This is a genomic window from Sphingomonas bacterium, assembly GCF_903644135.1.
GTDB lineage: Bacteria > Pseudomonadota > Alphaproteobacteria > Sphingomonadales > Sphingomonadaceae > Sphingomonas.
This window is the reverse complement of the sequence record NZ_CAHJXA010000005.1, coordinates 1-26,584: the sequence shown is the minus strand read 5'-3', so window position 1 is coordinate 26,584 and position 26,584 is coordinate 1. Positions and strand designations below refer to the sequence as shown.

Genomic DNA, 26,584 nt, shown 5'->3' with positions numbered 1-26,584 from the left:
GCCTCGCGACGCGCGGCGCGCAGCCGGAGCAGGTCGACGGCGGTCAGCGCGCCGGGCCGGCGGCACCCCTTCAAGACGACGCTCCCGATGCATCTCCCCGCCTGCTGGCACCGACCGGACTGACCACGAGAAGCGCGAGAAAATGCGTCGTCAGCGCAGCCGCGCCCTTTGATCGAGCGATCCCGCCCCAATCCTCCCAGCGGTGGACGCGCTCGGCCAGCCACCCGAACAGGTCGTCGCGTGGCCGCTCGTCCTGGAACGACGCCGACCAGACGACGCGCCTCGTCGGCATGCGATCGGCCAGATCGATGCTGGTGAGGGTGAGGACGTGCACGCGGCCGACGCACTCGCGCGCGAAGACGTGCGGCAGCGGCGTCAGGCCGCGCTCGAACGCCCGCAGCGCGACCTCGCGGGCGTCGTCGGCCTCCCCTCGGTCAGCGCGGCGCACCGCCTCGACCAGCTCTCGCAGCGGCAGGTCGGCCCAGGCCGGCTCGCGTGTCGCCGCCAGCATGCGGGCGACCGCGCGTCCCTCATCCGTGATAGTCCCTACCACCGAAAAGTGGGTGGTCTGCTCGGTCAGGCCGACGGAACTCAGCCAAGACATGTAGAACCGCCAGAACCAGTCGTCGCCGCCGAAGAGATCCTGCCTCTCCTCGCCGCGCTCGACCATGCGGGTGCCCATCGAGGTCAGGACGCGCAGCAGCATCTCCTGCTGCTCCCGGGCGAGGTGGCCGGACCTCATGCCGAGCCGACCCTCCCAGAAGGCGGTCCGCACGTCCGCCCAGACGCCGCCCTCGCCATCCTCCAGGCCGCGGGGACCGGAGCGCATCCACCAGCCCCACGGCAGGTCGGAGCGGATGCGCTCGTATCGGCTGGCCGTCACGAACGACGCCTCGGATCGAGCGACGCCGGCGGCAGCGGCGGCCCGACGCGCGCCGGCATCGGCTCGACATCGGCGATCGCGCGCAGCTGCGCGGCGAGGTTCCGCACCTCGCCCAGCACATAGGCATCGTCCCGATACGTCTGCGCCACGCCCAGAGCCGCCCCCCGCGACGCATGGCGGACGTCGCCCGGCGCCACGTCCGCGACGTGGTCGCAGGTGAAGCCGAACCACCATGCGTGTGCGTGCTCGACGTGCTGGTCCGTCGCGCCAATCGGGCGGTAGCTAACCGCGAGGTGACAGATGCGACGCGCCTCGTAGCGCACGGGATGCCGGGGAGCAGGACCGTCCTGACACATCTTGGCGTAGGTGATGCCACCATGGACCTCGATGCCGATATCAGCCGGAATCGCGTCACACGCGAACCCGTAGAGCGGATGAGACGGCGGCACACCTACGTAGCCTCCGAGGAATCCTGCGGGTTGGGAACGGAGAATTATGCAGTCGTAACCCGTGGCGGGATCACGCCACGCCACCTTGTCGGCCTCGCCCAGCCAGGGACCATCACCAGCGGGCCTGGCATCCGCGTCGAAGAACACCTCGCTCGCTGGAATGACGGCACCATGGGCGACGTAGGGGACGCCGGTCACCATGATGACGCCACCGTCCCGAACCACTTCGCCGCCGGCCGCGTCGGGCACCCGGGCGAGCGAATTGACCGCAGCCACCGGGACGAGCGCGGTGGCCGACGGCGGCTTCGCCCTGCTCCCGCGCGCGGTCTTCCTACTGCCAGTCGACATTACTTCTCTCCTTCTCGCTGCTTCCCCGCGCGCGTCCGGATGACGGCGCGGGCTTCGGTTCAGGCGTAGCGGCCGCGCCAGTCGACGCGCTCGACGATGGGGCCGAGCGCGCGGGGGCAGGCGTCGGCGCAGTAGACCTGACCGGCCAGCCACCACTCCTCGGCCATGCGGTCGGCGTCGCGGACCTCGCGGCGCCACTCGCGCGCCTCTGCGTTCCAGCCGTATCCGCGCGACTTCAGCCGATCCTTGACGTCGAAGGCGGCGCCGACGGCGCGGAAGCGCCATGATGGGGCGCGCGCGGTTTCGACCATCTCCGCGAGAGCGGTGCGGCCGGACGGCAGCCCGTGCCCGAGCAGCGCGATCACCGCGTCGACGTCGTCGACGGCTCGGTGGGCACCGTGGAAGAGTCCGATCTGCCCGAGCAGCCACCCCAGCGAACGGCCGCCCTCGAAACCGCTTGCGCGCCAGTCGACATCGTTCTGGCTGCAGGCCCAGGCCAGCCCCGCCGCTTCGGGGAGGCGCTTCACCAGCATGCCCAAATCGAATCTGGCGTTGTGGGCGCAGACGAACTCCGCCGAATTGAGAAGCCGCAGCGCCTCGCCCTCGTCGATCGACCTGCCGCGCAGCTCCTCATCGGTGATGCCCGTCAGCTTGCCGACGTCCGCCGGGATCTCCCGACCGGGATCCTCGAGCCAGGCATACGGCTTGTCGATGCTGACGATGATCCCGTCGGGATCGAAGCGGATGCGGCGCATCGCAAGCTCGATGATCACGTCTTCCTCGCCGACGCCCGTCGTCTCGGTGTCGAGCACCACCGCGATCGAGGTGCCGTCGCGGCGTCCCACGTTGGTGCGGCTCTCGCGCACCTCGAGGCGGCGCAGCAGGCGATAGTCGTCGCTACCCTCGATCGCGGCGAGCCAGGTTTCGTCGATGATCGGATCGATCATGTGATCCTCCTCCTCTCGGGACGCGCGGCGTCGATCGCCGGCCAAGGTCAGGGCCGGCGGCGGGAACGCCGCGATGTGACAGGGCTCAGCCCAGGAAGCGCTGCTCGACGTTCAGGTCGAGGCCGGCGGCGAGCGGCGAGAACGGATCGGCGGCGACCAGCGCGAGCGTGTCGCACAGCGCGGGCGCGACGAGCGCGGCGACGAGCGGCGCTCCGGGGTCGAAACCCTCGACAATCACCGCGTCCGCCATCGCCGCGCCCATGCGCATGTAGAGGCGGCCGGCGATCTCGGCCTCCTCCGTGGCGATCGAGGCGTGGAACGCCTGGACCGTCTCGAAGCCGTCACACGCGACGACGGTGGCCGTGAAGAGACGCGGTTCGCTGCGCGGCGGCTCGTCGCCAGGCGCAATGGAGTTCGGACTGTGCGGAATGTTGGGATCGCGCGTCCAGTCGATGCCGCCATCCTGCTCGCCCTCGTCGACCAGCGCATCGATCTCGATCGGGTCGGCGTCGAGCCCGATCGACAATCCGTGCAGAAGGATGCCGCGCATGCAGGCGTCGCGCTTGAGACAAGCCTCCATCGCGCTCGCTCCGCCGAACAGCGCGCGCGGCGCCATCATCCACGTCATCGGATCGTGCGACACGCCCTCGCGCTGGAACCGGCTTCCGGTTTCAGTGGCGACCAGCGCGACGCGCGAGATCGCGCGCCGGGTGGTGACCACCACGTCGTCGGACGGAGCGTCATCGTCGAGCGGATCGACGTAGATCCGCGGAGTGGCGCCCGGCAGCTGAAATGGCGCGAGCCGTTCGGCATTCATGGTGTCGTTCGCAAACGCGGTCATCAAGGACATGGAATGTCTCCTGTCGCCTTCCTTCCTCGCCGGAGCGTGGCGACGAAGCACCGGCGACAGCCATATACTGTCTCAGTCCTTTGTTTCAATGGTTCGCGAAATAAAGTAAGGTAAGCGGATCGGTAACGATGCCGCGCATGTGCAAGCGCTTGATGGCTGCACGAGACACCTTAGAGTAGCGGAGTGGAAAACATGAAGGCAATGCAGGTGATGTCGGCGCTGTCGCAGCCCACCAGGCTCGACGTCTTCACCCGACTCGTATCCGCGCTGCCGGACGGCATGGCCGCAGGCGACCTCGCCGCGGCGAGCAACGCCGCGCCCAGCGCGATGAGCGCACACCTCGCGATCCTCTCGCGGGCGGGGCTGGTCGGATCGACTAAGGCAGGGCGCAGCATCGTCTACCGGGCGATGATCGAGCCGGTCACGGAACTGCGGGACTTCCTTGATCAGGCCTGCCGCACCACGGGGAAGGCGGGACGTTAGCCAAACGCCGTGCGGCCGCCGAGCGCGATCTTGAACTCTCTCGACCGAACCAGATGGCGCCTCACCGTCACGTCCAGCGGTGGCGCTGCCACGTTTTCGCACGGCAGAAGTGTCCATCTGAGCGCTTGGCTGGCGATATTACACTCTTATGGCGCAGGTGAACCTGACGACGATTGCGCGCCCTACCGAGTGAAGATCGAGAAGAGTGTGGGCTCCTTCGAGAACCGGATCGCGTCGTTTCAATCGAAGCTGACTGCCCGCTCGCGGACCATGTCGGTGATCACGTTGCCGGCCTTGTCGCGCTTCTGAGCCGAGTGTGGCAAAACCCGCCTGCGCCGCACCTTCTGGATAGCCGCCCAAGTTGACTCGCGTCAGCGCGACGACAGCTTCTCCGACAAGCTCGGACGGTACACCGCCGTGCACGCGGCAATGCCGATTATCACGATGTGAGCCGGCAATGCGGATTCTAAGCGATCAAGCTCATCTCGACCTCGGATTATACCGTCCGTTCGCCCCGGAATGCCTCCCGCGGAAACACCAGCCCATCGATCCGACCATCCGTCGACCTGGCCGGCGCATCGACGCCGAACCAAACCATGGACCGAGCATGAGGAACGTCAGGTCGATCGGGGGCGGAAACCTAACCACCAGGACCGCCATCGCGAAACGCCACCACCGATGATGCCGTCCCTCCTCCATCCGAAATTCAGGCCAGATCGTCTTCCTTCATCATGTCGTGGGCGGCCACCGCCGACACAACCGTCACCAGACCGATCGTGAACACGATGTTCCATACCTCGGTGAGATCGAAATACGCGAACGACAGGCTGGCACCGAGCGCGACGGGCACGGCGACGAGCGCGGTGATCCCGAATCTGCCGATCGGACGGCGACCAACTGCGGGTGGATCATCCGCCGACGTCGTCTCATCGCACCGCGCCATCTCCAAACCCCGCTTCAGAAACGCCCATCGACGCGCCGGGATCGAGAATGCGAACCGACGACATACCGATACCCCGCAGACCACCGCGCGATCAAGCAGGCGCATCTGCAGACGCGTCCCGAGGCCGTCCGGGATCCATGCCCCCTCGCGATCGGGAGATCGGGCGATGGAGGCGAGCCGATGGAAGTTCCGCCGGCCGCGCCGGAACCGTCGCCGCGACTCGCGTCCGCCGATTGCGCCGTCTACGAGCGTCGGATGATCAGACCCAACACGAGACGGCCCCCGGCAGCCGGCGACGCCGAGGCGCCATGGTCGACCCCGACGGTCCTGGCGGTCCTGGCAATCGTGGCGCTGCTCGCCAGAATCCGCACGTTCGGAAACCCCATTATCTTCAGCGATGAGGAGTTCTACCTCTACGTCGCGGGGAGGATGTGGCACGGCGCGCTTCCCTACGTGGACATGTGGGACCGAAAACCGGTCGGACTCTTCCTCCTCTACATGCCCGCCGCCGCGCTTCCCCCGATGGCGAGCGTCGACGCCTACCAGGCGATGGCGCTCGCGTTCGTCGTCGGCACGGCATTCCTGATGGTCGCCGCCGCGCGCCGAGTGGGTTGGGGTCGGGGCGCTCTCGTCGCAGCCGTGCTCTACGTCCTCTGGCTGAACCTCGCCGACGGACAGGGCGGCCAGTCGCCGGTCCTCTACGATCTACCCATGATGGGGGCGGTCCTCCTGGTTCTGCATGCGGACGGGCCGAATAGGCGGGTTCGGAGCGTAATGGCGATGGCGCTCGTCGGCGTCGCGATCCAAATCAAGTATTCGGTCGTCTTCGAAGGCGTCTGGTTCGGCCTGTGGCTCATGTGGAGCGATTTTCGGGCGACGCGATCGATCGCGCGCACCATCGGTTTCGCGTCCGTCCTCGCCGCCGTCGCCCTGCTGCCGACCGCCGCGGCGACCGCTTGGTTCGTCGCCGACGGACATGGCCAGGACTTCATGTTCGCGAACTTCCGATCCGTCCTGATGCGCCATCCCGACCCGGCGGCCATGCAGATCGACAACGCGGAGACCGCGGTCGAGCTGCTCGGACCGCTCGTCGCCCTCACCGTCCTCGGCATCGGCGCGGCGAGGGGCAACCCGCGACAGCGCACCGAGCGGCTGTTCCTCTACGGCTGGCTCGCCGTCGCCCTCGCGGGCTTCGTTGCCTTCGGTGGTTGGTACAACCACTACACGCTGCCGGTCATGCTGCCCGGAACCCTCGGAACCGCCGCCGTCTTCGGCTACAGGAGATCGGGGCGGTGGCTGGCGATACCGGCGATGATCCTCGCCTCGATCGCTGGACAGATCGTGCTCTCGTCGGAACTCAGGCACCGCGGAACGCCGGCGCAGTTCGCGGCCATGGTCCGGTTCATCGGATCGGGTCCCGGGACCATCTACACCGACATGCTTCATCCGGCGTTCCACACCTTCACCGGACGCCACCCGCTTACCCGGTGGATGTTTCCCTCCCATCTGCAGATCGCCCGCGAGGCGGGCGCGATCGGCGTGGATCAGGCGACCGAGCTAGACCGCGTCTTCGCTCAACGGCCAGAATTTGTAACCATCGAGGGGCCCTTCACCGGTGCGGATCCCGCACGCCGCGCCCAGGTTCTCCGGCTAATAGCGCGCGGCGGCTACAAGGCACCGGTGCGCTTCCCCCTTGGATACGTGTGGGTCGACATCTACCGACGCGCGGACTCCGGACCGACGGAGCGCCACGACCCTCCGCACCGAGCCCTCAGCCCGCAAATCGCGCCTGGCGCATGCTCGCCGGCCCATGGACCATCACCGGGGAGAGCGTCCCCCGGGACTTCCGCCCCCGGAAGATGCCCCCGCATCGCCGGACCCCGGCGCCGCCAACACACGCCACGGACTCCGCGAGCGCATGTCGAGGCGGCAGACGTGGTCCATCCTCCACTTGGCGACGTAGCGTGCCACCCGCGCGTCGTAGTCGCCGGCCGTCGGCGAAGCGAACGCCCAGTCCGGCGGGGTGAACGTGGAGAAGCCGTTCACCGTCGGAACACGCCACCTCTGGGCGAGGAACATCGCATCGACGTTGTGCGGGTAGACGGCATCGAAGCCGCCGCCCCGGTATAGCTCGGCGGACCGCCTCGCGGAGACGACGTAGAAGGCGCGGCAGCCCTCGGGCGGCGCCGACACCGCGTCGAACGCGGCGGTCTGCCGGGACCGCTGCAGGCGCGCGGCGCTCTCAGAGGTCAGATTCTCGGCGAAGAGCGTCGCGATCGCAAGCGCCCACAACCACGGGCGACGCGTGCGGAGGTGCCCGAGCCGATCACGCCACGCCGCCGCCGCCACGAGGAGGGTCGGGAGAGTCAGCCAAAGCTCATAGCGCAGGACGACCCGTATGCCGCGTGCCCCGGGAACCAGCCAGTAGGCCGCGCCCCACGGTGACAGCGCCCCCATCTGGAACGTCAGGAGCCATCCGACCGCGGTGCAGATCGCGAGAACGCGCCAAGCCTGGGAAACCGGTTCGCCCGCTGCGGTTCGTCGCCTGACGCCCAGGAACCATGCGGCGGTTGCGAAGAGGAGGAAGGTCACGATTGGAATGCCCGCCTCGTGCTCTCCCCGGAACACCCTCTCGGCGAGTCGGGGATCAGACGGGAACAGCCGCCCCGCCGCGTTTGCAATGGCCGCGAACATCCAGCCCCAGGCGTAGTTGCCGGGTCCGACGTTGATCATGTCGACCAGCGGCGTCGCCAAATAGCGCCGCATTTCAGCATAGCTCTCTCCGCCGCTCTCCCTCAGCTTGGGAAGGTAGACCGCTGCAAAGGGCGCGACGGCGATGGCGAGCGAGAGAACGCTCCAGGTCAATGTCGCGGCGTGCTCCCGGCCGACGGAGAACATCCTCGTTGCGGCTCGGCGACCGCCGAGAAGCAGCCACACGCTTCCGTAGAGGCAGGCGGAGAACAGCGTGAACCACGCCATGTAGAACGACGTCAGAAGCCACGCGCCGAGTGTCGCCGACAGCGCGGCCACACCCAGCCAAGCCTTCCATCGCGAGCCCCGGATCTCGTTGCGCGCGGCCGACGTCGCCAGCGTCAGCACGAACGGCAGCAGCGCGACGCTGGCCAGCTGCGCGTGACCCGCCTGGACGAAGAGATTGTTCGACACCGTCCACAGCGTCGCGACGAGGCACGCCGTCCGCCAGTCCCAGCGGAAGGTCGCCGAGCAAAGCCGGAACGCGGCGAGGAACCCGAAGGCCTTCCATGCCAGGACGTTCAGGCCATCCGCGAGGAACGGGTCGGCGATGATCCTCCAGAGCGAATAGGTCACGCCGTAGAGGAAATAGCCATCATTGTAGCCGAGCGTGTCGGAATGCGGGTGGAAGTATCCCGTCAGCGTCCAACCCGCGTGTCCCGTCCAGACGTTCCGCCAATGCTCAAGGATCGCGATCTCGATAAGACCATCGGCCCGATCGCCGAAGCCGAGGTCGAACCCGCTCGCCAGCTGGACGCGGAAGACCATGATCAGCGACAACAGCAGGGCCGCCGCGACCACGATGGCGGGGCCCGGACGGCGCCTGACGACAGACCTGACAGTCATGGCCTAGCCGATCCCTCCCCGCCATACGCACAGTCGACTTCGCAAAGGACTATCAGATCCCCGTGGACGATCGCGTCTCCCAGAACGCGATCCCCCTCGACGACATTTGACGCAGGAGTCAATCGCGACCAGTCGGGCGGACGATCGGTGAGGGGCATGATCGGGAAGTGTCCAACCCGTTCCTCCTGCCGCGGACAGCGTCCGCGAGCGGCGGTGGATGCACTGGGCCGGCGTCATCTCGCCGCCGTCGGCGGGCGGGCCGACATCGCGGACATCTACCGCGTAAGCCGCGCCGACGTGGTGAAGCACGGGATGGGGCCGGACCCGCGCGATCCCACCGAGCGTCCGCTCGGTAAGGGACCGCGCGACATCTACATCCCAGACTTGCGGCTGGGGTCGGGGATCGTGCCGGGCCACCCGGTCGAAGGCATCAAGGTCAGGAGGCGCGACTTTTGCTGAAGCGCTGGATCAGAGCGCTCGTCCTGCCGATCACATAGCTAGGCGCATCGCGCTTGATCGCGTGCGCCGCCGCATAACGGATCGAGTGGTGGTTGATGCCGCCACCCCGACCGGCGGGATGACGGCATGGCCGCGCGACATCCGCGCCGCTGCTCGGTCAGCCGAGACGACGCTTCAACTCGAGCAGCAATTCAACCAACGCCCTATCGAGCGTGACGGTCACCGCGTCGTCACCCTCACTCTCGACCAGCCGGTTCTTGGCAAACTTAAAGTCGAAGCCGCGGAGCGCCTCGACTTCCCGTTTCGTCGCGCGGAAAGGCTTGCCGCCATGGCTGAGCGTGCCGTCGATGTTGACGACGCGATCGTCGTCTAGATGGGCGTGGAACTGCTGGCCCTTCACATGGGGGGTGTCGACCGCAATCTTCTGCCCCTTGCCGATGTCAACGGTCTTCCTGCCCTCATTCAAGTCTTCGATGCGGTCGATCAACTTCCGTGCCTTGCCGGGTCCGACAATATCTTCGTAACGCAATGGTATTCCTCCAATCTGGTTGAGACCCATCATACCAGACCGGTGTCGAAGAGGCGTAAATTGAAATGCATTTCCGCGATCAGCGATAGGTGGAGAGCCGCCGACCTGATGGTCGACGGCTCCCCTTATGCATTACCAGTGAGACGGGTCAGGGCAGTCCGCAACGACCACGCCCGGGTCACGAATGCACCGCTGACAGTGGCGCGAACCGCCATCCTCCCAGTAGATGCCATCTACGCAGTCTGGACATCGACGCCGGATGAACCTCTCGTCCAAGCATAGACTGCAACCGTCAAACTCTTTGCGCTTCGCCATCTTGAGGCTCCACGCGCAGGGGAAACGACACTGTCGTGCCGAATGCAGCGGGGCTGCGCGACCCCGTCGATCTGCGTTCCACGCCGGTAGGACGACGCAGGGCGGCGCGCATTTCCGCCAAATTGCCGTTGGGACCTGCGATGCTCCCTGGCGTGAGCGATACATGGTGCTCGACGCCCAATCGACAAGGGACCAACCTTCGTGCAACTTGCCTGTCGAGACCGCAGATCGATACTTCAGGGCTACGATGAACGGGAAAAGTGGGCAATATATCGGCGGAGCCCGGCTCGCCCTCCTGATAACGTCGAGGGGGTGCCGGTGTTGATACTTGTAGAGAGCAAGGCGGCTAAACGCGACGCACAGATGCTGCTGGAAGCGTCGGTGATGGCGCACCTTGAACGGCTTGGCACCAAGAACATCGGCTTTCCGAGCGGAAACGTCGATGAGACGCTCTACTCGAACGGCGACGGCCAACTCTGGGCTGCCTTCTCCAACGCCGCAGACGCCAAGATCCCGCGTAGATGGAATGCGTTCGGCGTCTATGATTTCAAGCGTCACGCGCAGGTCATCACCGTCGAGATAAACATCCCGACGACATCCAACGCAGCGTCCGTCGCCGGCTTCTTCGCGCACGATCCGGCAGCCGGCGCGACCTACCTGATGCATGACGGCAGCGTCGGCGGTGGCAAAAAGGGCGTCGGGCGCAGCGCCTTCATGACCTGGTCGGGCCTAGATCTTGAGGATGTCGCACGGACCGATGGCGAAGAGCGTGCCGGCATCATCATCGGTCGTGTCGATGATCCCGACCTCGCCGGCCGCATCTGGCGCTTCGTCAAGATAGTGCGTGACTTCAAGGCCGCGGTTAAGCAGGGCGATCTGGAAAACGACGCGGCAAAGCGCTCAATCGCCGAATGGGATGAGTTCAGAAGCGAGAGCTCGGGTCGCCGCAAGGGTCGCCGCCGGGCGGAATTCGACTACGTGTCTTATCACGGCGATGTGGTGGAGGCGCTGCGGGTCGAGTGCGAGGCGAGCGCCGGAAAAAAGAGCGTGTGCTCAATAGCCCGTTGATCGACCTTATGGTGAAAGCCAATGGCGCGATGACCGAGATCTACGAGGTGAAGACGGGCTGCGATCGGCAGTCGCTCTACACCGCAATAGGCCAGCTGGTCACCCATTCCGCGGACGCCAACGACGGCATCATCCGAAAATTGGTGATTCCAGAAGGTCAGTTGCCGGCCGGAATAGCCCCATGCCTCAAGAAGCTCGGCATCGAAGTGAGGCGCTACCGGCTCACGCCAGCACCCAACCGCATGGTCCAACTGCTCTAGGGTCAGGACCCATTGATGTGAGTGCCGCGATCTGATTCAGGCTCCTTGAGGAGACCCCGGATGAGCGACCTGTATTGGCTGACTGACGAGCAGATGGCGCGACTGCGGCCGTTCTTTCCCAAGAGCCATGGGAAGCCGCGGGTCGATGACCGGCGGGTGCTGAGCGGCATCGTTTTCGTCAACCGCAACGGGTTGCGGTGGTGTGATGCGCCGAAGGACTATGGTCCGCACAAGACGCTGTACAACCGGTGGAAGCGATGGGGAGAGAAGGGCATCTTCCTCCAGATGATGGAAGGGCTGGCTGCCGCAAGCGCCGACCCGAAGACCGTCATGATCGACGCGACCTACCTCAAGGCACACCGCACGGCATCAAGCCTGCGGGTTAAAAAGGGGGTCTTGGCCGCCTGATCGGTCGCACCAAAGGCGGCATGAACACCAAGCTGCACGCCGTCAGCGATGCGGACGGGCGGCCCTTGAGCTTCTTCATGACCGCCGGGCAAGTTAGCGACTACACTGGCGCGGCAGCCCTGCTTGACGATCTGCCCAAGGCGCAGTGGCTGCTCGGCGATCGCGGCTACGACGCCGACTGGTTCCGGGACGCCTTGCAGGCCAAGGGCATCGAGCCCTGCATCCCAGGTCGGCGGTCCCGCAACGAGCCTGTCAAATACGACAAGCGCCGATACAGGCGCCGCAGCCGCATCGAGATCATGTTCGGACGCCTCAAGGGACTGGCGCCGGGTCGCCACCCGCTACGACCGGTGTCCCACCGTCTTCTTCTCCGCTGTCGCCCTCGCTGCCACCGTCATCTTCTGGCTGTGATCAACGAGTCCTGAGCCTAAACGTCCACCCGCTCCAGCACGAACGTGCCCTCGTCCTCGTCCAGTTCGACCACGCGCATCTTGAGTTTCGGCTGCGGGAAGCAACGTGCGATCGACCGCGGCGACACGTCCTTGTCACGCGCCTGCGCCAAGATGACGTGGACCAAGCCGTTGGCGTCGTCGCGCGCCACCGCCAGGTTCTCGATCAGCTCGACGAAGCCCGGCCTCGACTTCCACTCGCCGGGCCGGTCGGTCTTCCAGCTGCGATAGACGCGGCCCTTCTCGTCGAAGCGGTCCTGCCACAGCGTGACCGACACATCCTTCCCGTCGGCGCTGCGGCCGGACCAGCTCCAGCGCGTGTTGCGCGGCACCGTCCCGAAGAACTCGAAGCACTCGGTGTGGCTGTATTGCCTGGGCATCGAACCCCTCCCTCAATGAGCGGGTTTAACGGCCGACGCCGACGGGACCAGTGGCATCCGCGGCGGCACCGGCTGAACTGATCCATCGGACCGGGACGGTTCTCAGCACGGACATCGGTTGGCAACGGAGATTGTCGTGAGAGTAATGAGAATGCGACGGCGGTCGCATCCGCTCCCCGCGGAGCTGACACGTCCGGCCATCGCCATCGGCCGGTGCCCGTCAGCCCCTAGCCGTTGGACACGCTGAAGCTCAGCTTCGCGCCGGGTCTGACGTTGGGAACCAGCGCGCGGACATCCGCGAAGGACATCGTCGCGCCGACGGTGTCCTCGCCATCCACACCCAGCACATAGGCCGGTAGAGGCGTGGCGCGATTCGGGCCCACGCTCGCGAGATCGACACGCTCGGCAAACATACCCATGTCGTCAACATAAACCACATGCTTGGCGTCGAGTTCGAAATAATCCCACATAACGCCCGACGCCACTAAGAAGTCGTCCGCCAGATCAACCTCGGTCACGCCGTCCAGGTCTATCCTGAATGCCTGCATTCCTCTTCTCCCTCGGCCACGACGATAGCGAACACCTCGTTTCCAAGAGGTTGACGTCAGCGCGCAGCGCCACGGGCGTGAAGGTGATCGAATAGCGTGACCTTCTGGAAAAGGCAGCCGCCGCTGGCGGGGCAAGCGACGGTGAGACAGTGCGGTTCGACGCGGACACCGGATCGTCGATTCCAGCCTCCACGCGGCACGAGAAGGAGAAGGACCAGCGACGCTTCGGGTCGCAAGGGCAAATACAGAAGAGACAAGTGAAATGGACGACATAGATCTGTTGGGCATAGACCCGACGCGACATCAGGAGGCGCGTCGCCGCATCAGGCTGTTCGACGAATACCACCGGAGCGGGCGGGGCGTCGTCGGCGGCGCCCGGAGCTTCGCCGCCCGGATGGGAGTCTCCCTGCGGTTCCGCCGGCTCGCCCAGTCCTGGGCCGACAAGCGCGACCCCACCCTGCTCGGCGTCACGCAGAAGCGATCGAGAGCCAGGCGAAGCGGCGCTGCGTCGCCGCCTGCATGCCGATACCTTCGACGGGCACCGTGCACCAGCAGCTGACCCGCGCCCAGGAAGCCGCGTCCGGTCGTGGCGCCAAACCCGAACTGCTGGTGGCGTGGACGTCGCCGCAGGTGCCCGTCGCCACCACGGGCGGAACGTGCCAGGCGCCCCATCTTCTGCTCGCCGTCCGCGTTCCCGAACGCGTGATCACCGCCTACCAGCTCGTCACCGACCTCGGGCTGGACGCCGCAGCAATGGAAACGGTCGGCGAGGCACTCGGGTCCAGGCACTGACGGACGGTCGTCGTGGACCGCCGGCTGAAGGTCGACCTCGACGTGCTCAAGACCGCCGAACCCGGCGCCGTGATCGTCTCGGCCACGAACAGCAACCTCTCCACCTGTCTCGGCAACCAGATAGGCGAACTTCGCATCCTCCACCGCTTCGGGGGAATGTCCTCCGCTCGCGCATCAAGACCGGTCTCGATGGACGATGCCGAACTGACGGTCGCCGGCGCCATCGCGATCCACAACCGCGGAAGGCCGACCGTCCGCTGAGCATGAGCAGGTGCGGCGCTCCCGGCAGTGCCCACCAGAGTGCAGCATTCCCGACGCCATAGACCCGACGCCCGGAAACCTCGGTAGACCGCGGCCGGGATCGCCCCGCCGCATGACAGCCGCGCCAAGGACCGGCTGCCGATCATGAGAACGGCACGGCGGCGACATCCGCGGACGACCGGTGCCGCATGCGTCGGTCGGCGCGGGGAGGCAGCCCGGTCCGGCCCGATGGCCGGCGATCACCCGACCGTTCCGAAAAAGGGAAAAACGAAATGAACGAGATCGAAAACGGGCGCGTCGCGCCCGGCCGGAGGCGCACGCCCGTGACAACCACATCCATTGAGGAAGCGGCGACCACAGCGGACGTCGATCTGGCCGGCATCGACCCGGTCCACTGGGCAGAGACGCGCGAGCGCGTCGCGATCCTGCGCGCGTGGTGCGCGAACGGGCGGCACCCACGCCACGAGGCGCTAGCCGCGGCCGCGCGGATGGGAACGACCGTGTCGCACTTCTACCGCCTTGTCGCGACATGGAAGCGGCACCGGGACGCCCGGCTCGTGAGCGGCCACTCCACCCGGCGCGGCGATACGCGGCACGCGCAAGCGATCGCCGCGGCGGCGCAGGCAATCATAACCCGCGTGATCGACGCGCGGGGGACGGAGGCGCGCTTCACCGACGTGCTCGCCGAGGTCCGATCCGAATGCGCCGCAGCGGACGTCACACCGCCGTCCTCGGGCCTGGTTCACAAGATGATGATGCGCGCGCGCCAGTCGTCGACAGGCGGGACGACCGGCAAAGCCGACGACGTCGCCGTCGCGGTGGTCAGCTGTCTCCTGCCGGTGGCCCTGAACGGCGGGACCGTGGATGCGCCCGAACTCGTCCTCGCGGTGGAACGGCCCGGCGGGATCATCGTCGGCCATCGCATGGTGATCGGTGAGGACGTCGTGGCGGAGGCGCGCACGCTTCTGGGCGACCTGGCTGCGCGAGCTGGTGGACGGATCCTCGTCGCCGCCCCTCTCGCCGACGCCGTCAATCAAGGCGCCGTCAATCAGGGCGCCGTCGATCAGGACGCCGTCGATCAGGACGCTGTCGGCGATGAGCCGAATGCCGCTCCGCCTCCCCTCGTAATTGCGCAAGACGCACGCATCGAAGTCTCGAGCCGCTCGACGCTTCTGTCGACCATGCTCGGCAGCTACATCGACAGCATCCCGATCCGGCACCGGGGCCATGCGACGCGGGCGCCCGGACCATGGAGGCCGCTGTCGCCGGCCGACGCCGTCGCAGCGGTCGACCTGGCGGTCGCGGCGCACAACGCCCGCAGGCGCGGCTAGCGAGATCCTCGTGTGTCGATCCCCCCGAAGCCGACTAGGAGGCGGATCAGCGCCACGAGGTCGTCCGGCGGACGCACCTCGCCAGCGGCCGCACGCTCGATCACCTTCGTCCTGTTCCATTCCAGCATTTCGAAGTCCGCGCGCGCCAAGGCATCCCACCGCGCGAACGTCTCGTCGCCATCCGACATCGGCGGCGGCGGCGACGCCGCCCAGCCGGGCCGGAGATCCACGCGGCCCATCCGGTCGCCGAGATACCTGCGCAGCAGCGATCCGAATCTTCTCGGGCGCGTCACGGGCTTGAACTCGATGGCACCCCCGACCTGCGCGTAGCGGGTGATCAGCGCTTCGCAAGCGGGGCCGTCCTCGCCGACGACCATGTCGACGCGCCGGGTGCGGCGCGCCCAGGGCCCCATGACGGGCGCGCCGGGGGCAAGGAGGACCAGCGCGCGTCTGGCGGCGAGCGAATAACCCTCCACACTTTCGTCGAGCGATCCCACGGAAGTGCCAAGAATCCGCAGCGTCCCGCGGTCGATGATGGCGAACAGGGCCCAGGGGATGCCCTCGGGCGACCGCATCGTCGTCGGGCAGCAATCCATCGCGATCGACTCGCCCAGCAGCTGCGCCTCGCCTACCCGGTTCAGCTCGCGGGTGACGACCGCGCGCAATATCGTCGGGGAGGGGACCGCCAGCTCCGCGACGGACCCGTCGACCGCGGTCGAGGGGCGGTCGCGTAGGTCGGCGGCGACCAGCTCCTCCAGGCGCCGGCGCATCGCCTCGACCGATTTGCCGCCGCCCTCGGCCACGACCCGCACCACGTTCGCCTGCAGGGAGGCGTTGACGATGGGATGTATGCGGGGGGGGCGTGGCGCGGGCGTCCCCGCGAAGGCACCCACCGCAGCGAGGCCCGGCGCGCGCTTCCACGCGGACGCCATCTGGTAGAAGCGGTTGGGGATCACGCCCGCGATCGCGGCCGCCTCCTTCGCGGTCAGCCCGTCGCGCTCGCCCCACCAGCGCCGCAGCAGAACGACGCGGTCGACCGCCCGCCTGCGCAGCACGGGTGACAGCACAGCCCACGACCGCGTTTCCTCCTCGGACGGCGGCCGCATTAGAAGCGCCTCCAGATCGACCGGCGAGTCGGGGACGTCCGTTTTGGGGATCGCCGATCCGGCCGCTTCCGCCGCGACCGTGGCCGATTCGCCAGCATCCGGCTCTCGGAGAGACGCGTCCGCGGCCGCGCTCCGGCTGCCCGGCCCACCTTTCGTCCTTAACGCGCCTTTCCCGCCACCCGCCATTTCCGCGGCCTACGATACTTAACTTCAAAACTCCACAAGATTTCACGACGCTATGACTAAAATATCGCTTGCGCCATTCAACATTCGCGACCACATCACGATTAGTCAATCTGCCGTGAGAACTAAGACGATGATCGAAATGTTTGAAATCGAAGCAAAGATCCTGACGGTCTTCAGGAGGGTAATGGCCGCCGAGGCCCGCCGGGCCGGGATGCGTCGGCACGGCCCCCGCAAGCTCCAGCAGGGCGTCGTCCGGGTCGCGCAGCGCCGCGACGGGATACCGAAGGCGTGAGCGTGGCGACCGCCTCCGCCCAGGCACCCCCGTAAGCCGCCCGGTCACGACCAACCCCGCGCATCCCCCCTTCGACCACACGCACCCCTTCAACCGCATGCCGGTCACCAGCCACCGAAAAGAGAATGACATGAGCAGCAAGCATCATCGCAGGAAACGATACGCCATGCGCAAGGCACCCGCCGGAGCCTACGCCGACCACTTCGTCCCGCACATGGGGCCCCGCCGAAGCCACTCGACACATCCGGTCCATGGAACAGGCATCGACCCGGAGTGGGCATGACGGCCCTGATCCTGCCGCCGACCGGCGTCGCCATCCGCCAGTCCTGAAGGCCCGGCCCGACGACACTTCTCCCGACAAAACTGATTTTGGAAAGACACCCGACCGATGAAGACCCACCGCATGTCGCGCAACACCGAGGACCGCAACGGCCACAAGGCCATGAAGGCCCGCGGGCGCGCGAGCCTCTCACGCGGCGCACTGTTCAATCCCGACCGCGTGCTGACCGGCCGGAGCTTCCGCCGCGCCAACAGGCTGACCCACGCCGAGGTCGCGGTGCTGAACACGCTCATCAGCCGTCCCGACGGTTCGCCGATCCTGCCCACCGTCGCCATGGATATGGATGAGCGCACCCGCATGATCACGGGGTGGCACCTGATCAGCATCTGACGACGACCGCCGTCCCCGCCTGAGGCGGGGCGGCGGCGATCCCGACATCGGGCGCGCATCTGCGCGCCCCGATCCGGGTCGCAGGCCCGGTCTAACCGAGACCGTGCCCTGCGGTCGGCGGAACGCCGACGCACGCTCTCTCCGCATGGAGCCAGAAGCAGATGCCCCCCCTTCACACCGGCGCGCCGATCGGTCGCCCGCTGCCGTCCCCTGCCCAGTGGGACTGGCCGGCTTCGCCGGCCGGGTCAGCCAACAGACCTTGGAACCCCGACCGCCTCGACGGACCCCGCGTTCACAAGGTCGTCATCGTCCGCTCCACCGATCGCGACCAGCTGCGCGGGCAGATCACCGGCCGCAAGACGGTCCGCACCGGCGGCTATCCGTCGAGGAAGACACGGCGCGCCCGCTTCGGCGAGGCCGGCGCCGAACTGGCTCGCATCCCGCAGGAGGAGGTGGAGGTCGAGATCGTCGACGCCATCGCCCAGCCGTGCCGCGGCGAGGTGCTGCTCGAGGACGGCTGGCACGTCCACATCCCCGACTTCGCCAACCTTCGCTCGGACGGCACCCGCGTGCTGATCGACGCCAAGCGCGACTGGGCCGGGTTCCGCACCGAGGACGGGCGCAGGCAGACATTCCTCGGCCAGGTCATCGCCGACGCGATGGGCTACGGATACGAGAGGTATGTCCTAGCCCACGCCGGGTCGGCCCGGCGCCGCGAGAACGTCGACGAGGTCCAGGCGTCCGCTTCGTTCACGTTCCCGACCACCTCGTGGCCCGAACCGCCGCCACGCTCGCGAAGGGGCCCATTGCCCTCGGCAACCTCGCCGCCATCCTGCACCCGGTCAACGGCCGCTCGATGGCCTACGCGCTCATGGTCCGCCGCGTCGTCGAGATCGACCTCGACGCCAGGCTCGGCGACCGCAGCGAGTGCCGCGCCGTGCCCCCGCTCCCGCTCGCCATGCCGAGCATCCGGCGGTGAAGGCCTGCCCTGCCGCCCTCAATCGCAGCACGGACGTGCCCTGCCCCGCCCGTGCCCCCGGCTGCCGTGGCCCCCCGGTGCTCGCGACGATCCCGTCGTCCGATGCACCCACCACGACAGGCGCGGCACCGCCGCGCCAGGAGAAACATCATGAAGCACTTCACGCGTTCCGATATCAACGGGGTCCTCGGCTCCACCTTCCTCACCACCAGCGGGGTCAAGCTGCTCATCGAGCGCGAACTCTGCGACGAGCTCCTCCACGTCATCACGCTCCCGAGCGGCGCGACCTACCGGGTCGAGGACGAGGAGACGGGCGAGATGACGATGCCCGACAAGGGATGGCTCGAGCGCGAACTACAGGCGGGCATGCGCAAGGTAGCCGACGCCAACGGCCCGGTCGCCCCGGCGCGTAAGGTGGCGTCGCTGCACGACCGTGAGGAGATCATGGCGAAGGATCCGTTCGCCGCCGCACGCCTCCGCCTGATGCTCGGCCTGCTCGAGCGCAACGTCGGTCAGAGCGACCCCAACCTCAGTGCGGTGATCGACAAGATCTGGGACGCTGACATGGTGGCGGAGTTCGGCGAACGTCCGCTCACCGAGACGGTCCGCACCTGGTTCGGCCGCTGCCGCACCGAGACGATCGAGCTGACCGACATGATGAGCATGTCGGGCCGCGTGCCGCGCGAGACGCGGCTCGATCCTGCCGTCGAGGCGATCATCCAAGAGGAGCGCCCGCGCTACTGGGCCAACCGCGGCGTCAAGCACGTCGACGTGCTGGCGGCGGTGGTGACGCGCGTCACCGCCGAGAACCTGCGCCGGACCGGCACGGACGAACATCAGCTCGACATGCCGGGCAAGGAAACCATCCGCCGGCGCGTGTCCGAGATGGAATGCCGGGACACCTACGCCGAAAAGTTCGGCGAGGACGCCGCGCGCCGCAAATACGACGGGTCGGGTAGAGGGATCAACGCGTCGCGCATCCTCATGGTCGCGATGATGGACGACACCGTCGTCGACCTCGTGACCTGTCTCGACGCCGACCGCGGCATGATCGCCGGCCGGCCCTACCTGTGCGTGCTGATGGACGTTCACAGCCGCGTCGTCCTGGGACTCACCGTCGGCTTCCAGCCGCCCACCGTCCAGACCGCCGCCCAGTGCCTGCGCATGGCGAACGCGCCGAAGCTCGACGTCCGGCCCGACCGGCGCGCCCGGTATCCCGGCCTCACCACGCTTAACGGCAAGCCGAGCAGGATCGTCACCGACAATGGCACGAACTACATCGCGCCCGCTTTCGGCGAGATGCTCCTCGACCTCGGCATCACGCACGAGCTCACGCCGGTGAAGGCGCCCCGCCACAAGGCGATGATCGAGCGGTTCTTCCGCACGTTCAACACCTTCCTGATCGACAAGCTGCCGGGCGCCACGCTCGACCCGTCGATCCTGCGCAAGCTCGGGATCGACCCGACCGCGGAGGCGATCGTCACGATAACCGAGCTCAAGGCGCTGATCGCCGAGTTCCTCTACCTCTACCACATCAGCCACCACTCCGGGATCGACGCCGCCCCGCTCGACAAGTGGCAGCGCAGCGCCCTCGCCCACGGCCGCGACATGATCCTCGACGAACGCCGGTTCGACATCGTCACCGGGGTCACCGTCCACGGCAAGCGCGTCACGGCCAACGGCGGCGTTCGCATGTTCGGCATGCAGTGGAAGGACGGCGTCGATGAGGTGATCCGAAAGCTCGGCGCGAGCGAACCGCACGCCACGCGGCTCGACGCGACCGTCGGTATTACGACCAAGATCAAATACAATCCGGAAGACATGCTGCACATCCAGGTCTTCGTCGGCGATGACTGGGTGCGCCTGACGAACACGCAGGAGGAATACGCGGCCGGCCTGACCCTGTGGCAGCACCGCCAGATCCAGGATTGGTCGAAGCGGCAGTCGCTCGCGTTCAACACCGTTGCCGAGCGGCTCCCCGCCCGCGACGAGCTGAACCGGACGATCCGGGATGCCTTCCCGGACATGGACGCCCGCGAACGCCGCGCCATGGCCCGGATGATGGGCGCGGATGCGGCCGGAGCGCCGGCAGCCGAGGTCGTCTACGCCGAGGCGGAACCGCGGCACGACGGCATGGGCCCGATCATCGAGCACGAGGTTCCGGCCCACGATCGCGAGGACTTCGACCGCGCGCCGAGCCGCCCCGGCTTCGGCGGGGCCAATCCAGCGGCTGACGGCTCCGAGCCGGCGGACGAGGAAGCGCAGGACGGCGACGACCACACACCCGCCTTCGGCGGCACCGACCCCATCGTGGAGATGCCGCCCGTCGACGACGACCAGGCCGGCGACGAGGAATACAAGTGATGACCGCCAAAAAGACCCCGGCCAGCAAGCAGGCCCCGACCAATTCGCCGGGTGCGTTCGCGCCCGGCGAAATCCTCCCGCGGACCGGCAACCCCGACCCGCAGCAGACCCCCGCCAACCTGGCGGCGCTGAAGTTGCGGATCCCGATCGTCCGGTCGATCTTTGTCCACAACCCGAACCACGTCGGCGTCTTCAGGGCGCTCGACATGGTCATCGCGCTGGGGAGCAAGGGCGTCCACCAGACCGGCGTCCGAAACGCCGCCGAGAGCTATGCCGGCAAGAGCTCGTCGGCGGACGAGTTCGCCCGCATCGTCGCCCGGCGCGGGACATACCCTGCCGGAACCAAGCCGATCGTCCGCATCGAGCTGGAACAGGCGTGCACGTCGCGCCGGTTCTGGACGACGATCCTGTCCGCCTACGGAGACGGCTTCGCCAGCTCGAAGGACGAGGAGGGGCTGCGCCGCAGCGCCTACGAGGCGTTCGAGCGGCACGGCACCGTCCTGCTCATCATCGATGAGGTGCAGCACGCCGGATACCGGTCCAAGGGCTTCTCCGCCCCGACCGACGTCATCAAGCGCTTCATCTCCGACGCGCAGGTCGGCCTCGGGCTATTCGGGAACGAGGACGCTCGGACGCTCCTAGAATCCAACAAGCAGCTGAGCCACCGTCTGCTGGAGCCGTGCGACATCCAGCCGCTCAATCTCGCCAACCCGGCCCAGCAGCGCCTCTTCGCGAAGTTCGTCGGGAAATACGACGTGGCGCTGGTCAAACTCAAACTGTTCAAGACGAGCGAATGCCTGGCCGATCAGCGCGCGCTGGACTGCCTGATGGCCGTCTCCAGCGGCTACCTCGGGCGGGTCGTCACTCTCCTGCAGGTCGCGGGCCGCCGCGCGTTCCTGCGCGGCGCGGACGCGATCGAGCTGTGCGACCTCTCAAACGCCAGCACCACCTGGGCCGTCGCCCAGAAGCTGGTGGCGCACGACCCGTTCCGCTTCGGCACGAGCGCGAAGCGTGACTGACTCCGCGCACGACATCGCCGCCGACCTCGACAGAGGCGGCCGCAAGCTCAAGCCCGCACGTCAGGCCGAGCTCGACCGGCTGGCGGACCAATGCCCCTGTGCGATTTGCCGCACAGACCAAGCGCCGCGAACCGGGCCGCGCGTGAGTCTGGCGATCCAGGCCGAGGTCGGGGAGAGCCTGATGGGACTCCTCTGCCGGGTCGCCAGGCGGGACCACCTGTCGAGCATCAATCCCATCATCATGACCTCCACTCCCCTCGTGCACGCATATGTGAACCTCGCGCTGCGCGACGACGTCGACTTCGGGCGGCTCGCCCATGCCGCCCGCCTGCCGAGACACGAAGTCGAGACGCGCCGCTACCGCCCGATCCAGATAACCGACACGCTTCCCGGCGTGGCGTTCCACGGCGCGACCGTCCCCCGCTACGACCTCGTCGCCCGACCGCGCCGGCTCGCCCTCTCCTGGCTCTCGGCGAGCCGCCTGCACTCCGCCCTCGCACACCACGGACTCGTGACCCACTGCCCGATCGGCGGCGACCTGCTCGTCGACCGGTGTCCCGGCTGCAACGCCGCGCTCGGCTGGGCGACGATCGAGATCGAGCGCTGCGGCGGGTGTGGAGCAGACCTGAGAGGCCACAACCCGGAATACGTCGGCGAGGAGCGAATGCACGCCACGCGCCTGATGGCCGACTTGGTCCACCCCGACCCGGTGCGCCACGCCGCAGCCGCCGCCAATCTGCCCGAGCCGCTTCGCGGGCTCGACCGCGGAGCCGCCTTCGAACTCGGTTGGCGCATGGGATGCGTGCTCGAGAAGCACGGCCTCGACGCGCGGAACGAGGCCAAGCGGCTACCCGTCGAGACACGGCTGGCGATCCTCGCCGCCGGCTCCGCCGCCCTCACCGCCTGGCCCGAAAGCCTGCATTCCGCACTGGCCGGCCGGAGGCTCAGCTGCGTCGACGCGGACGTTGCGCTGGCCACCGCCACGCGCGGGATCACCGCGAAAAGGAACGTCTGGCCTTCCGTAAAGGCTGCGGTAGACGCGGCGGCGCCGGCCCTGGTCCGCTCGGCGAGGGCAGCCGTCCGGGCCGTTATGCCGTCCGTGGCGAACGCGGCCGAGATGACCCGCAGCCTCGGCGTTTCCGAGAAGACGTTTGGCCGAATCCGGGCACACGCTTCGGCGCGACCGATATCCGACGGCGGCACCATCCACCGGCATCAGCTGTTCGATCCCGCGGACTTCCAGCATATCGGCGCCCTGCTTGCGGACGGCGTCGCCCTCGTCGCCGGGGCGAATCGCATCGGCATCGGGCACCACGGCATAGAACAGCTGTGCAGCGTCGGCGAAATCACGCCCATTGACGATGAGACCGTGCTCGCTGCTCTGAAGCGGCGACGGATACGTCGGTCCAGCCTGGATCTCCTGATCACGAGGCTTGAGGAGAAGCGTAGCAATTCCGTCGCCGATCCGATCCCGATACATCGGGCGCTGATGACGATCGGCGGTCGCGAGAAACCTTGGGGACCGATCATCGCCGCCATGTTGTCCGGCTGCCTGTCGTTCACGCTCGACCTCATTCGCGGCGATCCCCTGATGAACCGCGTCGCCATCGCCAGCGCGGACGTCGGCAGGCTCGCGACGATGGTCTTCGCACCCGACCCGGGACGCGCCTTCGCGTTCGACCCGCGGATCAACGGGCGTGACGCCGAGCGGCTGCTGAACGCCGAACCCACGGTATTCAGTCGCGCGGTCGGCTCTTCGGAGACGCCGAAACCGGTCGATGGCGGCTTCGACCGGGCCGCCATGGTCGCGCTCTCGTTGCACGTCATATCCGGCAGCGAGATCCTCGTTCGGTGGGGCCAAGGAAGGAAGCAAAGGCCCGCCATCCTGAACGGCCCGGATCGGCTGGTTCGACTGGGCCACCTCGGTTGGTGCCGCGCGGAGGTCGAGATGGCGATGGAAAATCAGACCGCCGCTTCCGAAGCAGCGTAGCTGAAAGGTGGGGCCCGCGACGCGTAGGCAATCGCGACTGCTTCCAAAGCGGACGACGTGAACTAGCCAGAAGCCGAACTTGCAGGGTGTAAGATACTTCGCGTGCCCCGCACACCTCGTCAATTGCGCGGCCTGCGCGTCGACGAACGTGACGTGCCGATCCGCCATCACGTCAGTGTCAGCAGCTTCGGTGTCCTTCGCCGGACGGCGCCGCCAGGTCGGAGACTAGCGGAAAGCCATGCGAAACCCTTACGATCCGCGTCGGCAAAGCCGGAGCGCATGGGGCGGCATCGGCAAAGCCACGCGCGTGGACGCTTCGTGAGAGCGACGAACGCGGCCGCCTACGGACACCGCACCACACCAGTTCGTTGCATCCCGCGTTCCCGGACGGGGGGGAAGCGGGCGGCAAAATCGTTAGTGGGTTTCGAGGAGCCTGCCGGTGTCGTAAGTGGGTCTGACCCTGTGGGTCTTTCGTCAGATTCACTCTCTGCACGAGACAAATACGGAATGGGTCTTAGCGGGTCCGATTATCCCATCGATCGCCGGGCACCACGATCAGGGCTTGAGCCGCCAACCGGTGCGGAAGATCCACCATAGCAGGATCAGGCACGCCGCCATGAACGCAGCGGTGAAGGCCAGGCTGACGCCGACGCCGACATCGCCGATGCCGTAGAAGCTCCAGCGGAAGCCGCTGACCAGATAGACGACCGGGTTGAACAGGCTGACCGTGCGCCATGGCTGGGGCAGCATGTCGATCGAGTAGAACGCGCCGCCCAGGAAGGTCAGCGGCGTGACGATGATCGACGGAATGATCGCTAGCTGCTCGAAATTCTTCGCCCAGATGCCGATGATGAAGCCGAACAGGCTGAACGCCACCGCCGTCAGGATCAGGAATGCGACCATCCAGCCGGGATGCAGGATGCGCACGTCGGTGAAGAAGGTCGCGGTGACCAGGATGATCAGCCCGATCGCCACCGACTTGGTCGCCGACGCGCCGACATAGGCCGCCACCGCCTCGCCATAGGACAGGGGTGCCGACAGGATCTCGAAGATGGTGCCGGTGAACTTGGGGAAGTAGATCGCGACCGACGCGTTGGAGATGCTCTGGGTGAGCAGCGTCAGCATGATCAGCCCCGGGACTATGAACGCGCCATAGCCGACGCCGCCGACCTGCTGCATCCGCGAGCCGATCGCGCCGCCGAAGACGATGAAATACAGCGCGGTGGTGATGACCGGGGTGGCGATGCTCTGCCATACGGTGCGCAGTGTCCGCGCCATCTCGGTCCGGTATATCGCCCAGACGCCGGCGAGATTGACGCTCACGCCGCGCGCTCCACCAGGTCGACGAAGATGTCCTCCAGCGAGCTGCGCGTCATGTCGAGGTCGGTGAAGGCGATGCCCAGCTCGCCGAGCCGGGCGAGTAGCGCCGGCGCACCCCGGTCACTCGGCCGCTCGCTCTCGCCGTCGAAGCGGTAGATCAGGCGGCGACCCTCGTCGGCCAGCTCCAGCGGCCAGTCGGACAGTTCGCCCGGCACCGCCGCCAGCGGCGTCGTCAGCACCAACGTCAGCTGCCGCTTGCCCATCTTGCGCATCAGCGCCGCCTTGTCCTCGACCAGCAGGATGCGGCCGCGGTCGATGACGCCGACCCGGTCGGCCATCTCCTCCGCCTCCTCGATATAATGCGTGGTGAGGATGACGGTGACGCCGCGTTCCCGCAGGCGGCGGACCAGCGTCCACATGTCGCGGCGCAGGTTGACGTCGACGCCGGCAGTCGGCTCGTCGAGGAACAACAGCTCGGGCTCGTGGCTCAGCGCCTTGGCGATCATCACGCGCCGCTTCATGCCGCCCGAAAGCTCGATGATGCGGCTGTCGCGCTTCTCCCATAGCGACAGGTCGCGCAGCAGCTGCTCGATGTAGCCGGCGTCGGGCTTGCGGCCGAACAGCCCGCGGCTGAAGGTGACGGTGGCGAGCACGGTGGCGAAGATGTCGACCGCGACCTCCTGCGGCACCAGCCCGATCGCCGCGCGCGCCGCCTTGTAGTCGCGCACGACGTCGCGGCCGTTGAGGGTGATCGTCCCCGCGGTCTTCCGCACCGTGCCGCAGATGATGCTGATCAGCGTGGTCTTGCCCGCGCCGTTGGGGCCGAGCAGCGCGAAGATCTCGCCGCGCCGGATGTCGAGGTCGACCGACTCCAGCGCGGCCAGCCCGGACGGGTAGCGCTTGCTCACCCCGGCGATGGCGAGGAGGGTCTGCGTCATCGCGGTTCGGCCGCGCCGTTGCGCCAGACATGGGTCGCCAGCTGTGCCTCGGGCGTATCGCCCTCGCTCAGCGCCGCCACCGTCACCCAACTGTCGCGGCGCAGCGCCTCGCCTATGTCCGCGGGCGTGCCTAGCGGCAGGAACAGCCGCCGCCTTTCGGGCGAGGGCAGGTTGGCGGCGAGCGCGTCGGCGTAGACCGAGAAGCCGACCCCAACCTCCTCCGCGCCGCTCTCGTGCACGACGGTATAGGTGCCGCCGCGACCGACCTCGCGCGTCGCGCCGGCGACGAACAGCGAGAAGCCCAGCCAGCTCTGATATTCGAAGCCATGGCGCTCGGTTGGGTCGAGGGTGAGCTGGACCCGTCCCGCCAGCGCCGCGGCGATCGCGGCGAGGCCGTTGAGCCGGCTGGTCAGCACGCCC

At 67.5% G+C, this 26,584-nt stretch carries 27 protein-coding genes and 1 pseudogene; 14 read left to right on the top strand and 14 right to left on the bottom strand.

The genetic code is table 11. The features are described from left to right. Window positions 1–70: 70 nt before the first annotated feature. From HUU96_RS00915 to HUU96_RS00900, 4 genes are all read right to left on the bottom strand, one after another. Window positions 71–883, bottom strand: coding sequence for a hypothetical protein (locus tag HUU96_RS00915; RefSeq protein ID WP_254604829.1), 813 nt, complete (start codon window positions 881–883; stop codon window positions 71–73). Continuing rightward, the gene (locus HUU96_RS00910) at window positions 880–1,680 is read right to left on the bottom strand and encodes a hypothetical protein (protein ID WP_174290986.1); all 801 of its coding nucleotides are present in this window, start codon (window positions 1,678–1,680) and stop codon (window positions 880–882) included. The genes HUU96_RS00915 and HUU96_RS00910 overlap by 4 nt, the downstream gene beginning before the upstream one ends. 59 nt (window positions 1,681–1,739) lie before the next feature. Further along, window positions 1,740–2,627 carry a 3'-5' exonuclease gene (locus HUU96_RS00905; RefSeq protein WP_174290985.1) on the bottom strand — a complete coding sequence of 296 codons (888 nt, stop codon included), beginning with the start codon at window positions 2,625–2,627 and terminating at the stop codon, window positions 1,740–1,742. An 85-nt stretch (window positions 2,628–2,712) separates the two neighbouring features. Then, a complete protein-coding gene (locus HUU96_RS00900; protein WP_174290984.1) occupies window positions 2,713–3,477 on the bottom strand; it encodes a hypothetical protein in 765 nt (254 codons plus the stop codon). 201 nt (window positions 3,478–3,678) lie between these two features. Here HUU96_RS00900 and HUU96_RS00895 point away from each other — a divergent pair, with 201 nt between their 5' ends. Further along, window positions 3,679–3,960, top strand: coding sequence for an ArsR/SmtB family transcription factor (locus HUU96_RS00895; RefSeq protein WP_174290983.1), 282 nt, complete (start codon window positions 3,679–3,681; stop codon window positions 3,958–3,960). Window positions 3,961–4,666: 706 nt separating this feature from the next. On the opposite strand, the gene HUU96_RS00890 is transcribed toward HUU96_RS00895, so the two are convergent. Beyond that, a complete protein-coding gene (locus HUU96_RS00890) occupies window positions 4,667–5,008 on the bottom strand; it encodes a hypothetical protein (protein ID WP_174290982.1) in 342 nt (113 codons plus the stop codon). Window positions 5,009–6,721: 1,713 nt separating this feature from the next. After that, entirely contained in the window at window positions 6,722–8,500 is a 1,779-nt protein-coding gene (locus HUU96_RS15015) for a hypothetical protein (protein WP_254604827.1), read from the bottom strand. Between the two features lie 213 nt (window positions 8,501–8,713). On the opposite strand from HUU96_RS15015, the gene HUU96_RS00880 reads away from it, so the two are divergent. Then, a complete protein-coding gene (locus tag HUU96_RS00880) occupies window positions 8,714–8,959 on the top strand; it encodes a hypothetical protein (RefSeq protein ID WP_368039721.1) in 246 nt (81 codons plus the stop codon). Window positions 8,960–9,116: 157 nt separating this feature from the next. Here HUU96_RS00880 and HUU96_RS00875 read toward each other — a convergent pair whose 3' ends face one another. Beyond that, window positions 9,117–9,446 carry a hypothetical protein gene (locus tag HUU96_RS00875; RefSeq protein WP_174290980.1) on the bottom strand — a complete coding sequence of 110 codons (330 nt, stop codon included), beginning with the start codon at window positions 9,444–9,446 and terminating at the stop codon, window positions 9,117–9,119. Window positions 9,447–10,166: 720 nt separating this feature from the next. Between HUU96_RS00875 and HUU96_RS00870 the strand changes: the two genes are divergently transcribed. From HUU96_RS00870 to HUU96_RS00860, 3 genes and pseudogenes are all read left to right on the top strand, one after another. Next, window positions 10,167–10,871, top strand: a complete 705-nt coding sequence (locus HUU96_RS00870) for a hypothetical protein (protein ID WP_174290979.1) — start codon at window positions 10,167–10,169, stop codon at window positions 10,869–10,871. Beyond that, window positions 10,868–11,131, top strand: a complete 264-nt coding sequence (locus HUU96_RS00865; RefSeq protein ID WP_174290978.1) for a hypothetical protein — start codon at window positions 10,868–10,870, stop codon at window positions 11,129–11,131. Before HUU96_RS00870 ends, HUU96_RS00865 begins: the two co-directional genes overlap by 4 nt. A 60-nt stretch (window positions 11,132–11,191) precedes the next feature. Then, window positions 11,192–11,950: pseudogene (locus HUU96_RS00860) on the top strand (IS5 family transposase). Between the two features lie 16 nt (window positions 11,951–11,966). On the opposite strand, the gene HUU96_RS00855 reads toward HUU96_RS00860, so the two are convergent. Further along, the gene (locus HUU96_RS00855; RefSeq protein WP_174290977.1) at window positions 11,967–12,368 is read right to left on the bottom strand and encodes a hypothetical protein; all 402 of its coding nucleotides are present in this window, start codon (window positions 12,366–12,368) and stop codon (window positions 11,967–11,969) included. Between the two features lie 227 nt (window positions 12,369–12,595). Beyond that, window positions 12,596–12,916, bottom strand: coding sequence for a hypothetical protein (locus tag HUU96_RS00850; RefSeq protein ID WP_174290976.1), 321 nt, complete (start codon window positions 12,914–12,916; stop codon window positions 12,596–12,598). A 519-nt stretch (window positions 12,917–13,435) separates the two neighbouring features. Here HUU96_RS00850 and HUU96_RS00845 point away from each other — a divergent pair. The 3 genes from HUU96_RS00845 (at window position 13,436) to HUU96_RS00835 (ending at window position 15,300) form a co-directional block, all read left to right on the top strand. Beyond that, window positions 13,436–13,708, top strand: a complete 273-nt coding sequence (locus HUU96_RS00845) for a hypothetical protein (RefSeq protein WP_174290975.1) — start codon at window positions 13,436–13,438, stop codon at window positions 13,706–13,708. A 12-nt stretch (window positions 13,709–13,720) separates the two neighbouring features. Continuing rightward, a complete protein-coding gene (locus tag HUU96_RS00840; protein ID WP_174290974.1) occupies window positions 13,721–13,969 on the top strand; it encodes a hypothetical protein in 249 nt (82 codons plus the stop codon). A gap of 272 nt (window positions 13,970–14,241) precedes the next feature. After that, on the top strand, window positions 14,242–15,300 hold the full coding sequence (locus HUU96_RS00835) for a hypothetical protein (protein ID WP_174290973.1): 1,059 nt from the start codon (window positions 14,242–14,244) through the stop codon (window positions 15,298–15,300). Here HUU96_RS00835 and HUU96_RS00830 read toward each other — a convergent pair. Continuing rightward, complete coding sequence (locus HUU96_RS00830) at window positions 15,297–16,406, bottom strand: hypothetical protein (protein WP_174290972.1); 1,110 nt, start codon at window positions 16,404–16,406, stop codon at window positions 15,297–15,299. The genes HUU96_RS00835 and HUU96_RS00830 overlap by 4 nt on opposite strands. 316 nt (window positions 16,407–16,722) lie before the next feature. Between HUU96_RS00830 and HUU96_RS00825 the strand changes: the two genes are divergently transcribed. Together HUU96_RS00825 and HUU96_RS00820 are read left to right on the top strand one after the other, a co-directional pair. Continuing rightward, window positions 16,723–16,884: a hypothetical protein gene (locus HUU96_RS00825; RefSeq protein WP_174290971.1), complete on the top strand. Its 162-nt coding sequence runs from the start codon at window positions 16,723–16,725 to the stop codon at window positions 16,882–16,884. 388 nt (window positions 16,885–17,272) lie between these two features. Beyond that, a complete protein-coding gene (locus HUU96_RS00820; RefSeq protein WP_174290970.1) occupies window positions 17,273–17,554 on the top strand; it encodes a hypothetical protein in 282 nt (93 codons plus the stop codon). A gap of 245 nt (window positions 17,555–17,799) precedes the next feature. Here the strand turns inward: HUU96_RS00820 and HUU96_RS00815 are convergent, their stop codons facing one another. Next, window positions 17,800–18,084: a hypothetical protein gene (locus tag HUU96_RS00815; protein ID WP_174290969.1), complete on the bottom strand. Its 285-nt coding sequence runs from the start codon at window positions 18,082–18,084 to the stop codon at window positions 17,800–17,802. A 239-nt stretch (window positions 18,085–18,323) separates the two neighbouring features. Between HUU96_RS00815 and HUU96_RS00810 the strand changes: the two genes are divergently transcribed. The 4 genes from HUU96_RS00810 to HUU96_RS00795 all read left to right on the top strand — a co-directional run bounded on the left by HUU96_RS00810 (window position 18,324) and on the right by HUU96_RS00795 (window position 23,906). After that, window positions 18,324–18,533, top strand: a complete 210-nt coding sequence (locus HUU96_RS00810) for a hypothetical protein (protein ID WP_174290968.1) — start codon at window positions 18,324–18,326, stop codon at window positions 18,531–18,533. 150 nt (window positions 18,534–18,683) lie between these two features. Then, a complete protein-coding gene (locus HUU96_RS00805) occupies window positions 18,684–20,897 on the top strand; it encodes a DDE-type integrase/transposase/recombinase (RefSeq protein WP_174290967.1) in 2,214 nt (737 codons plus the stop codon). Then, window positions 20,897–21,916, top strand: coding sequence for a TniB family NTP-binding protein (locus tag HUU96_RS00800; protein ID WP_174290966.1), 1,020 nt, complete (start codon window positions 20,897–20,899; stop codon window positions 21,914–21,916). Before HUU96_RS00805 ends, HUU96_RS00800 begins: the two co-directional genes overlap by 1 nt. After that, complete coding sequence (locus HUU96_RS00795; protein WP_174290965.1) at window positions 21,909–23,906, top strand: hypothetical protein; 1,998 nt, start codon at window positions 21,909–21,911, stop codon at window positions 23,904–23,906. Before HUU96_RS00800 ends, HUU96_RS00795 begins: the two co-directional genes overlap by 8 nt. A gap of 555 nt (window positions 23,907–24,461) precedes the next feature. Here the strand turns inward: HUU96_RS00795 and HUU96_RS00790 are convergent. The 3 genes from HUU96_RS00790 to HUU96_RS00780 all read right to left on the bottom strand — a co-directional run. Further along, window positions 24,462–25,229 (bottom strand): ABC transporter permease, encoded by a 768-nt coding sequence (locus HUU96_RS00790; protein WP_174290964.1) that lies wholly within the window; start codon window positions 25,227–25,229, stop codon window positions 24,462–24,464. Next, window positions 25,226–26,164, bottom strand: a complete 939-nt coding sequence (locus HUU96_RS00785) for an ABC transporter ATP-binding protein (protein WP_174290963.1) — start codon at window positions 26,162–26,164, stop codon at window positions 25,226–25,228. The genes HUU96_RS00790 and HUU96_RS00785 overlap by 4 nt, the downstream gene beginning before the upstream one ends. Beyond that, a partial coding sequence (locus HUU96_RS00780; RefSeq protein WP_174290962.1) for an ATP phosphoribosyltransferase regulatory subunit occupies window positions 26,161–26,584 on the bottom strand: 424 nt, incomplete at its 5' end. The genes HUU96_RS00780 and HUU96_RS00785, both read right to left, overlap by 4 nt.